This is a genomic window from Moorena sp. SIO3E8, assembly GCF_010692445.1.
In the GTDB taxonomy this organism is placed as follows: domain Bacteria; phylum Cyanobacteriota; class Cyanobacteriia; order Cyanobacteriales; family Coleofasciculaceae; genus Moorena; species Moorena bouillonii.
Window position 1 is genome coordinate 42,664 of the sequence record NZ_JAAHHM010000044.1, and the last position, 10,616, is coordinate 53,279.

The following is a 10,616-nucleotide window of genomic DNA, read 5'->3' on the forward strand; positions in this document are numbered from 1 at the left end:
GAATGATTTTAAGAGTGAGGTGGAATGGGCATCAGGCGTGGAACTGGCATCTTGTGTAGAACTGGCATCTTGTGTAGAACTGGCATCTTGCCAGTTTCCTCCTTATTTTCGAGCGGGCAGGATGCCCACTCTACTCCTATTGATTCCAAGATTCAGCAATGCCGATGCCAAAGATGGTGCGTTACGGGGCGGGCTGTCCCAACAATGGCGCTCGGGCTTGAACATGAGGGCAAGCCCGCCCCTAAGGCACCCTAGGTACTCTCTTCTTGCTCCATGGGCAGACTTATATCAAAAAAAAGAACAAACTTGGCATGAGGCATCAGAGGTTTCAGAGCCTGCAAATAGCTCTTGGCATCCGAACGGTTATGGAACCGAGCGAAAACTACTGGTTGCCTCCGTGGCAATAGCCGGATCATAACCCATGGGTATAGGCATGCACCATAAAACATAAAATTAAGTTATCTCCTGTAAGGGGGACCAAGAGCCAGCCTTGAGCCTACGGAAATCCCTAGGCTGGCTCTTCCCGTGGATTTTATGTCCACAATTTTATTTTAGCACAAATAAACTTAAATTATAACATATTTTGAAAATTTTTGTAAAAAATTCTTGAGGTAGTCGGGAGCGGTGCGACCCTGATCTAAACAACCTACCCTTGTGAGTCTCTGGATAGTTCATTTGTTCTGCAACTTTGACCTACTCCCAACTACACTAAGTGTAATTTTAGGGATTAGTAACAACTTACTAGTGGCTCATGTGGGAGACAGTCGTATTTATTTAATTAGAAAAAAACAGATATGTCAATTAACTGAAGACCACTCACTAGTAGCGATGTTACTTGCCAGTGGTGAAATCACCTATCAAGAAAGTCTTGACCATCCAGATAGTAATATTCTTACTAAATCCCTGGGTTCCAAACCAAGTCTTAGTGATGGTTATGTCCAAGATTTGAGCCGCTTTAGTCAAGACTTATCCCTAGCTCTAGAAGATAGGGATATCTTGGTGATCTGTTCAGATGGTGTCTGGAATTTAGTGTCAGATCCTGAACTAGCGGAAACCTTTATCAAAACTCAGCCTTTACAAGCAGCTGTTGACGAAATTATCCAAAAAGTTATAGATAAGGGAGCATCTGATAATGCTACAATATTAGCATTGGAGTGTTGTATAAAAAAGGCTAATTGAGGCATCTGCAATTAAATAAAGTATAGCATTTATAAATGAGATGTAAACCTAGGATGTCTTTTTTTATTGTCTAATAACACTCCAGAGCTTCCCTCTTGCCTCTTGCCTCTTGCCTCTTGCCTAAGGGAGTATGTTCACAACTCAAATCCAAACGCTATAACTTATGTACACCAATCAACAGAGAACCAATATAGCCTCTCGTCTTACCGAAATCCTTGACAAACGCAAACCCTTTATTGAACGCCTCACCAGTGTAGAAAACCACCTAAAAACCCTTTACTCCACACTACTTGAGCTAGAAAAACACCGCCAGAAGCTAATTAAATTACCTGATAATGCTGAAATAGCTGGTAACTTACAACAAATCAATTTCCCTGGACTACTGAAGCGCTTGGAATTTCAGACTAATAAACTCGCTCAACTTCATAAACGTTTTGACCGTGGCACCCTTAATATTGGTGTAGTGGGCTTAATGGGGCAAGGGAAAAGTACACTACTCAAAAGTTTGAGTGGACTTTCCGATGATGAGATTCCTGCTCGTGAAGGAGGAGCCTGCACAGCAGTTCGGAGTACAGTCTATCATCAAAATCAACCAACCTATGCTAGAGTAACATTCCATGATGAAGACTCATTTCTCAAAGAAGTTATTGGCTCCTATTACGAAGAACTAGGCTTAGTACCCAAACCAAAGAGTCTGGATGAATTTGCTAGCCAGCTTCCCGAACTGCCTAGTGATGCTGCGACTAAAAAAGCCATGTACCAACGGCTGCGCAACGAATATTATGCTCATTTCAATCAGTATCGCCATCTACTGGAAGCAAACTCCCCTCGGGTATTAGATCGGGTTCCCAAGGAAGAAATACGAAACTATGTAGTTCACCAACAAGATGCCAATAGTGACTTCGCGGTTTTGGCAGTCAGAGAAGTAGAGATATTCTGTCCTTTCAGTAGATCCGAAGTTGAAAAGATCGCCTTAGTAGACATACCCGGTTTAGGAGACCTCAGAGTAGGGGATGAAAACCTGATGCTACAAACCCTAGGGGAGCGAGTGGATGTAGTTCTTTTTGTGCGGAGACCAGACTCTGTACGCTACGGCTGGGAAGCAAGAGATACAAAACTTTATGACACAGCCCATAAAGCCCTGAATGACCTGCCAGAGCGGTCTTTCATGGTACTCAACAAAATGAGCAGTGCTGATAAATACAACTCTAAAGGCTGTGAAACCCTTAAAAGAACTATTCGCGAAAACCACATAGAGGTGGTTAATTGTGTAATCGCTGACTGTTCTAATCCTGACCAAGCAAATCAAGTTCTGGAGTTAATTCTAGACTACCTAGTTAACAACATTGAAGACCTCGACAGTAAATATGCCAAAGCTTACCAAGACCATATAGATATCCTCCACAGAGACTTAGACACTGATTTACAGAAAGCCAGTAAAGCCCTAGCTGGATTTGGGGATGAAGACCAGTTATTTGTGGAGCGATTCAAAGAGTTTAAAGAAGAACTATCTGACAGTCTTGAAAAATTCCTCAAAAAACTCAGAAAAAATCGGGAAACAGTTGATCCTTACTTTAAAGCGAAAGTCGATACTGTAATGAAAGCCTGCCAAAGTGACCCGGGAATTCCAGCACTAGAAGAAATTGAAAGACAACGCACAGACCGATTCGGAGGTTCTTACAGGTCTACCTACTACGGGTCGATTGCAGCGATGCGAGCGAACCTTTCAAAGCATTTCCTTTCCTTAAACGAAGGGCTACAGCAGTCGGTGGAGCAGCTCAAATCAGAAGTAACAAATGTGCTGGTAAACCTGAAAAAGGGGCACTTGGGGAATCTCACTAAAGAGCGTGATGCCAAGTTTCTAGGGGTGATGACCGAGTTACTAGATAAGTATAACAATCAATTAGAGCTAGGGTTCCGAACCCTTTGGGAGTCTCAAGTTTCCTATGAAGGATTAATTATACATAGTATTCGACAGCACTTTGATGACGAACTTGAACCCGATCTAATCAACAACAACACCCTGAGCATTACAAATTCCGAGTCAGGAAAATCCCAAGTTGAAGAGTTTAATCAACAAGAAGTAAAAAATCGTCTAGAAGCGCTTCATAAAAAAGTGGTCATTAAATGCAAGCAAACCTTAGATCAGTGGTTAACTGAGCCAAGCCAAGTCAGATACTTCATCATCGGAGAGTTTTTTGATCGCATTCACTATGCCAAAGATATAGGAGACCAGTGGCGGACTTTTCTAAGAAAGGAAGAAATTCGCTCGAAAGTATGGCCTGAGTTCCAAAGGCTCAAAGAACATAAACAAATTCAGCAGGAGTGGCAAAATTTGCTCCAAAAAGCAATCAGCAGCAACACATTGGAATCTATGCAGTTTTTGAATTAACTTTGCGTAAGCTATCAGCCTGCTTGACTGACAAAAGTTGAAGTGGAAAGAGCGAAAAGTAAGAGTAGTCAGGGTGTGCATAAGGTTAACAAAAGTACACCGGCTCATCTGATTGACCCATGATGTGATGAGTTAAAATACAGAAAAAACTCTTGAGCAAGCAAACCCAAATGCAGATTAAGGTCGCAATACATCCAGCAGAAGAAGGTGGTTTTTGGGCAGAAGTACCCGCACTACCTGGCTGCATTACTGAGGGAGACACAATGGAAGAGGTTTTAGCAAATCTTCAAGATGCAATTGAAGGTTGGTTAGAAGTTGCCAGCAATTCCTATATTCCTGAACCAAACAGCAAAATTGTGGAAGTTACAGTATGAAATCTGTTTCTGGCAAAAAATTCTGTAAAATTGTTGAGAAAAAAGGATGGGTTTTGAGAAAAATTACAGGAAGCCATCATATTTATGAAAAGCCAGGAGATATACTAGATTAGTTTTTGCTAGCATGCCTATTACCTATTGCCTCTTGCCTATTACCTATTGCCTCTTGCCTATTACCTATTGCCTCTTGCCTCTTGCCTTCCTAAAATTGTAGAAACCTACAATGTCTATTACCTGTATAGTATGCGGTCATATCAATACTGGCAGTAACAACTACTGCACTAGTTGTGGTGCGGCTCTTGAGTTTGAAGACACTGTTAGTTCATCAGCCTACCATTTGCCTGCTGGCACACTCCTAAGGCAGAGTCATTATCGGATAGAAAAAGTCCTAGGAGAAGGGGGATTTGGCATTACCTACCAAGGAATTTACCTACCTAACTCTGCCAAGGTTGCCATCAAAGAACTCTGGCCAGAAAAAGCAGCTAGGATTGGGAAAACCATTACTTGGCCCCCTTCTATTGCTCCGATTGACCGACAACGACAACTCCACAAATTTCAGTTAGAAGCCAGTTACTTACAAAAATGCCCCCACCCTAATATTGCTCAGGTTTATGATTGGTTTGAGGAGAATAATACTGCCTATTTAGTCATGGAGTTTATCTCTGGTAAGTCCTTATACAAAATCTTACAACAAGAAGGTGTTCTTTCGGAAGAGAAGCTCAAGGGCTATTTTATCCAAGTAGCAGAAGCGTTAAAAGTTGTTCACTCTAATCAACTATTACACAGAGATATTAAACCAGATAATATTCTAATTGATCACCAAGATCGAGCCGTATTGATTGATTTCGGTGCTACCAAAGAATTCATGGCCGGTCAAACCCGTGAAATGAGTGTAACCTTGTCACCAGGATACGCTCCTCTTGAGCAATACAGTTACCGGAGTAAGCGTTGGCCAGCTACGGACATCTATGCTCTATGTGCGTCAATGTATGAATTACTCACTGGTCAATTACCCGCTCAAGCTACGGAAAGGGCTGGATCAGAAACGTTAATTCCACCACGACAGTTAGCTGCTCAGATTACACCCCAAACTGAGCAGGTAATCTTAACTGGAATGAGAATGAAGGTAGAGGAGCGATTTCAGACAGCCGAGGAACTGATTGATGCCCTCAAAGGCAAGTTTGTTTCTCCCAGTCAAAGGAAAGCGTGGGGATTAGTTAAGCAAGGAAAGTTAGCAGAGGCGGTTCAAGCTTATCAACAGTGTCTAACTAATCAGCCCAACCATGGTGAAGCTGCGGTTGAACTAGCCCTAGTTCAGATCCATCTCAATGATGCTCAGGCTGAGGTAGCAGCACAAACAGCGATTCAACTACAACCAAATGATGGCAGGAGCTATGGGGTTTTAGGACTAGTCAACTGCCGTAAATCAAATTGGTCAACAGCGGTAAAACAGTTGCAAAAAGCAGCAGACTTAGCTCCCCAAGAGGTTTGGATACAAGCTAATCTAGCTTGGGCATGGGGAAAGCTTGGCAATTGGCAACAGGCAGAATCTGCTGTTTCCAAGGCACTGCAAATTGATAGTAACTGTACCTTTGCCCTAGGGTTACAAGCTTGGATTTATGTCAATCAACAGCAATGGAAACGAGCAATTCGTACTGCTACCCAGGCACTGTTCAAGTCAAAACAGGCTCAGTCTAGGGAATCCCAACAACTACAACAATGGATATATCCCTATTTAATCATTGCTTTGGAAAAGGCAGTTGTTACCAGACAGTCTAGGGACGTGGAGCGCCGGATTATAGAGTTTACCACTCAAGTCCCCGATAGTGCAGTTGCTTGGGGATTGAAAGGTTGGAAGCAAGCTGTGCAAGGGTTGTGGCCTGAGGCTCTTGCCAATTTTGAGCAAGCCAGCCAGAAAGCAGACGTTCCTAGCTGGGTATCCCTGAATCAAGGAATCACTCAGGAACACTTGCAGAATTCTCAGGGTGCTATCCAAACCTATCAAGCCTACATTCAGAAATTTCCATCTGATGCCTTTGCTTTATTCCGTCTAGGCACTTTACTAGGAAAAGTGGGACAATGGGCACAAGCACGCTCCTATCTGGAAAAAGCAGTGCAGTTAAAACCAGACTATGCTGAGGCTTACCACAACTTAGGTTGGGTTTTACTTAATATCAGAACTGTAGATGGTCAGGTTGAGAATTTTCGTCCCCTGTTGTCCGCCTATCGTCAAGCATCTGAGTTTTACCTGCAACAGTACCAATCGGAATTAGCTGGTGCAATTAGACAAGCCTTTCACATAGCTGGGGTTGAGCTTTAGCTTGATCCGCCAGAAGCCCCACGTCCGCACCTGCATGTCGGCGTGGGATGAATGGCGGACAGGAACTTTGTTTTTTTTATTTTCATATATAATGGATATAGCAGGGAATACAAATTAAGAGCTAACCGCCACCTGCATGCCTAAAAAATAGAATGAGTTGTATTGTTCCGGTGGGTCGGGGCATCCCGTGTCGTAAATAAAGCTTGTCGAGCATCCGTTCGCGCAGCGTCGGCGAAAGCCGATACCGTTGGGTGGAGTTGGCAAGAAGCCTACACTGAACTCTAAGAGTCAGTGTAGGAGTATGTCACATCACTTCTATACACGAGCGTAAAGAGTCTGTATCCATTCCCATTCTTGGGCTAAACCTTCGGATAGGGATACTTGAGGTTGATAACTTAGCAAGGTTTTGGCCTTGGTAATGTCTGCTGCCGTGTGACGTGCGTCTCCTTTGGCTTTTTCGATGTAGTTTTTCTTAATGGGATGTCCAACAATTTCTTCAATCGTGTCGAGAACATCCGCTAGCACCACTCGGCTACCACCACCAATGTTAAACACTTCCCCAACAGCAGCTGGTGTGGTACCTGCAGCCAGATTCGCGGCTATGATGTCTTTAATAAAGGTGAAGTCTCGGGTTTGCTTTCCGTCACCATATATGCTAATGGCTTCATCCGTGAGAATGGCTTTTAGGAATTTGTGAAATGCCATGTCTGGGCGCTGCCTCGGTCCATATACGGTGAAATAGCGTAAGGCAGTAACTGGTACACCAAAGTTATGGTAATACAGTAAGCATAGGTGTTCTGCGGCTAGCTTGGTTACCCCATAGGGGGAAACCGGTTGGGGAAGAATTGTTTCAGATGTCGGTAGGGCTTCCGCATTACCATAAACTGAAGAGCTGGAAGCATAGACTAATCGCGTCAGATGTTTGGCATCTTTGGCGGCTTCGAGTAGGATTTGGGTAGCATTAATATTGCGCTCGGTATAATCCCGAAAACCATCCCCCCAACTGGCACGAACTCCAGCTTGTGCTGCTTGATGATAGACTACCTCTACATCGGTTAGGAGCGATCGCCAATCCAGGGTCTGAATATCACTTTCGATTAACTCAAAAGCGGGATGCTCTTTAAAATTTTCAATATTCCGGCGCTTGAGGTTGGGATCGTAGTAATCGTTAAATTGATCAATACCAATCACTCGCTCACCTTGATTCAAAAGGGTTTCTACTAGGTGAGAACCGACAAAACCCGCAGCACCAGTAACGATATTAAGAGCCATAAAATTTAAGATTTCAAACTATTGGTTAAGCGTTGGTCAGACTAGTTTATTTGTAAATCTAGATTAAATCTAGTCTGGCACACTATCTGAAATTGTGACTAATTTTTTTTTAGTAAAAATGGCTTCAATAATTTGGTAAGGTCATAGAATAAAATAGACTATTCAGCAAAGAGTGTATAAAAAAAGTGAAGATTTTGGTAATTGGCAATGGGGGAAGGGAGTACGCCCTGGCCTGGAAACTACTGCAATCTCAAAGTATTGAGCAGGTGATATGTGTTCCTGGTAATGGTGGCACCGCTACACTAACAGGTTGCCAAAATCTTTTATTAAACGTTCAAGATTTTGATGGAATTGCTGAGTTTGCTCTGGTTAACGATATAGCTCTAGTGGTGGTTGGTCCAGAACTACCACTGTCTTTAGGTATTACAGACTATCTCCAAAGTAAACATATCCCTGTATTTGGTCCGACCCAGGAGGGAGCGCAAATTGAGTCGAGTAAGTCTTGGGCAAAGGATTTGATGCAGTCGGCTGGTGTTCCTACCCCAAGTTTTGCTGTGTTTACGGAACCAGAACCAGCATTGGCTTATGTCAAAACCCAGGTAGCACCAATTGTGGTCAAAGCCGATGGCTTAGCAGCGGGTAAGGGGGTAACTGTTGCGGCTACGATAGACGAAGCAGAAACGGCTGTGCAGTCACTCTTTCAGAATGGGTTTGAGACGGTAGTGATTGAAGAGTGTGTCACCGGTCAAGAAGTTTCGGTTTTGGCTGTTACCGATGGCTTGACGGTTCGTCCCTTACTACCAGCTCAGGACCATAAGCGAATTGGGGAAGGGGATACCGGTCCGAATACCGGAGGGATGGGAGCTTATGCTCCTGCACCGATTGTTACCCCAGAGCTAAGCACACGGATTGAAAAGGAAATTCTTAATCCTACCCTTGAGGCTTTAAAGGTCAGGGGAATTGATTATCGGGGGGTTCTCTATGCAGGATTGATGATTACTCCAGAAGGAAACCCAACGGTTCTGGAATTTAATTGTCGCTTTGGGGATCCAGAAACTCAAGCTATCCTACCCTTGCTAGAAACTCCCCTAGATCAAGTGCTTCTGGCTTGTACCCAACAGCGACTGGCGCAATTACCAACTATTACCTGGAAGCAAGGGGCTGCGGCTTGTGTGATTGCTGCCTCGAAGGGGTATCCGGGAGCTTACGAAAAGGGTAAGGTAATTACTGGTATCGAACAAGCTGAGCAACACGGAGCAGTAGTTTGCAGTGCTGGTACTACCTTGAAGCAGCAGGAGCTAGTTACCAGTGGTGGTCGGGTTTTGGGGGTTACCGGCACCGGTGAAACAATAGCGCAAGCTTTATCAGTTGCTTATAGCGCTATGGATTGTATCCAGTTTGAAGGGATGTATTACCGTCGGGATATTGGTTATCGGGTTTTGCAGGATGTTGATTGATGCGATTAGCCCGAAGGGCGTTGGCTAGCGATCGCATTCCTGAGTTATTGCTGAGTTATTGCTGCCATTGATACCACCAACACCAGACCAGCAACACTCCCTCAACGGCTATTACCCATGGTCAACCCATCAAGCCATATTAATATCGCACACTACCCGAAAACCAATGTTGACGTCGATATCGTCTGCTGGGATATAGCTGAAGCGGCAAGCCGAGCGGCATATCCCAGGAATGATATCCCAGGAACCACCACGTAAAAGCCTGGAATGATGATCATACTCATTAATACTATTGAGCCAAGCACTACCATCAACCGGAGCGCTTAGGTAGTTTGGGTACCAATGGTCACTACACCACTCCCAAACATTCCCATGCATGTCATACAAACCAAAGGAATTGGCTACACCAAAGCTACCTACACCAGTAGTTTGTTTTCGATATACTCCTTCTGGCTCAGAGCTGTATCTACAGTTGCCATCGTAATTGGCGACATCGGTGGTAATAGTTTCACCAAAGTGGAATGGGGTACTGGTACCAGCCCTACAGGCATATTCCCATTCCGCCTCACTCGGAAGCCGATAGTTTCGTCCAGTCAGCTTAGATAGTATAGCACAAAATTTCATCGCCTCATACCAAGACACCTTTTCCACTGGCAGAGTATCGCCTTTGAACTTAGAGGGCTGGGGGTTTAGGGAAGGGGAGACTTGGAATAAGGTTGCTACAGCCCGCCACTGAGCCTGGGTAACCGTAAACTTTCCCATGAAGAAGGGAGAGACTCTGACCCCATGCTGTGGACTTTCATCATCGCTATGTCCCTTCTCAGTTTCTGGTGAACCCATCAGGAATCTTCCTCCAGGGATGTACACCATATCTAGCCCTAAACCATTGCCTAAGTCTTCTGTGAAATATTGGGCTTGGTGACGGCGGCGCTTTTTAATGTCACCGTATTTATCTAGAGTTACCACATCGAAGTCAAAAGAGTTTAGGGTCACTCCCTCGAATGGTGAGGGGTCAGAGTTTTGAAATTGGTTAAAAAATCCAGCTACAGCTATTCCTAAACTGCCAAACCCCCCCACGTGATTTGATTGCGGTCTATTAACAGTAGAATCATCTGGTTTCTGGGATGGCCGTGGAGGATTAAGTTCGGAGTTTATTGCTTGTAACTTTTCCCAAAGAACCTGAGTATCCTTAGGACGTTGATAAACTCGCACCATCAGACTATCCAGAAAATCCCCTAACTCCGAAGAAATCTGTGGTGCATGGGGTCGCCACATTAAGATATCATTACCAGCATCATACAAATCTGAGGGTTCTTGCCCTGTCAGCAAATAAACAAATGTCCGTCCTAGGGCGTAGAAATCCGATTGGGGTACCGCTTGACCATGGATTTGTTCTAGGGGAGTATACCCAGGGGAAATCATACTGGTAACATTCCCAGCAGATTGTTTTACCATATAGGTTTCGGTAACTTGGCGTGCTGTGCCAAAATCAATTGGGTGCGGCTCTTTTAAAAAGACAAAGAATAAGGTTTAGACAGGTATAGCAAGAGTAGGAGGAGCATTAGTAGAGCAACAAGCTTGAAAGAGTCGTTTCATTAAAGGAATACCATCAAGATACAAAG

The 10,616-nt window shown here is 44.1% G+C and carries 9 protein-coding genes; 7 read left to right on the forward strand and 2 right to left on the reverse strand.

Features of this window, described 5'->3' with window-relative positions; genetic code table 11:
* Window positions 1-19 precede the first annotated feature (19 nt).
* The 6 genes from F6K46_RS40185 (at window position 20) to F6K46_RS19510 (ending at window position 6,265) form a co-directional block, all read left to right on the forward strand.
* The gene (locus F6K46_RS40185; RefSeq protein WP_366510730.1) at window positions 20-418 is read left to right on the forward strand and encodes a hypothetical protein; all 399 of its coding nucleotides are present in this window, start codon (window positions 20-22) and stop codon (window positions 416-418) included.
* Window positions 419-654: 236 nt separating this feature from the next.
* Window positions 655-1,179, forward strand: coding sequence for a PP2C family serine/threonine-protein phosphatase (locus tag F6K46_RS19490; RefSeq protein ID WP_293060313.1), 525 nt, complete (start codon window positions 655-657; stop codon window positions 1,177-1,179).
* Window positions 1,180-1,342: 163 nt separating this feature from the next.
* Window positions 1,343-3,571: a dynamin family protein gene (locus tag F6K46_RS19495; protein ID WP_293060314.1), complete on the forward strand. Its 2,229-nt coding sequence runs from the start codon at window positions 1,343-1,345 to the stop codon at window positions 3,569-3,571.
* A 170-nt stretch (window positions 3,572-3,741) separates the two neighbouring features.
* On the forward strand, window positions 3,742-3,945 hold the full coding sequence (locus F6K46_RS19500; protein WP_008182203.1) for a type II toxin-antitoxin system HicB family antitoxin: 204 nt from the start codon (window positions 3,742-3,744) through the stop codon (window positions 3,943-3,945).
* A complete protein-coding gene (locus F6K46_RS19505; protein WP_229424272.1) occupies window positions 3,942-4,058 on the forward strand; it encodes a type II toxin-antitoxin system HicA family toxin in 117 nt (38 codons plus the stop codon). Before F6K46_RS19500 ends, F6K46_RS19505 begins: the two co-directional genes overlap by 4 nt.
* 110 nt (window positions 4,059-4,168) lie before the next feature.
* Window positions 4,169-6,265, forward strand: coding sequence for a serine/threonine-protein kinase (locus F6K46_RS19510; RefSeq protein WP_293060315.1), 2,097 nt, complete (start codon window positions 4,169-4,171; stop codon window positions 6,263-6,265).
* A gap of 315 nt (window positions 6,266-6,580) precedes the next feature.
* Here the strand turns inward: F6K46_RS19510 and F6K46_RS19515 are convergent, their stop codons facing one another.
* Window positions 6,581-7,537: an NAD-dependent epimerase/dehydratase family protein gene (locus F6K46_RS19515; protein WP_293060316.1), complete on the reverse strand. Its 957-nt coding sequence runs from the start codon at window positions 7,535-7,537 to the stop codon at window positions 6,581-6,583.
* A gap of 185 nt (window positions 7,538-7,722) precedes the next feature.
* Between F6K46_RS19515 and purD the strand changes: the two genes are divergently transcribed.
* Complete coding sequence (gene purD / locus F6K46_RS19520; RefSeq protein ID WP_293060323.1) at window positions 7,723-8,994, forward strand: phosphoribosylamine--glycine ligase; 1,272 nt, start codon at window positions 7,723-7,725, stop codon at window positions 8,992-8,994.
* Between the two features lie 129 nt (window positions 8,995-9,123).
* Here the strand turns inward: purD and F6K46_RS19525 are convergent, their stop codons facing one another.
* Window positions 9,124-10,449 carry an SUMF1/EgtB/PvdO family nonheme iron enzyme gene (locus F6K46_RS19525; protein ID WP_293060327.1) on the reverse strand — a complete coding sequence of 442 codons (1,326 nt, stop codon included), beginning with the start codon at window positions 10,447-10,449 and terminating at the stop codon, window positions 9,124-9,126.
* Window positions 10,450-10,616: the final 167 nt, after the last annotated feature.

Bases quoted from the DNA above. Each gene is read 5' to 3' on its own strand.
- F6K46_RS19525 (WP_293060327.1), bottom strand. From the start codon at position 10,449: ATGGTAAAACAATCTGCTGGGAATGTTACCAGTATGATTTCCCCTGGG.
- F6K46_RS19515 (WP_293060316.1), bottom strand. From the start codon at position 7,537: ATGGCTCTTAATATCGTTACTGGTGCTGCGGGTTTTGTCGGTTCTCAC.
- F6K46_RS19505 (WP_229424272.1), top strand. From the start codon at position 3,942: ATGAAATCTGTTTCTGGCAAAAAATTCTGTAAAATTGTTGAGAAAAAA.
- F6K46_RS19500 (WP_008182203.1), top strand. From the start codon at position 3,742: ATGCAGATTAAGGTCGCAATACATCCAGCAGAAGAAGGTGGTTTTTGG.
- F6K46_RS19510 (WP_293060315.1), top strand. From the start codon at position 4,169: ATGTCTATTACCTGTATAGTATGCGGTCATATCAATACTGGCAGTAAC.
- F6K46_RS19495 (WP_293060314.1), top strand. From the start codon at position 1,343: ATGTACACCAATCAACAGAGAACCAATATAGCCTCTCGTCTTACCGAA.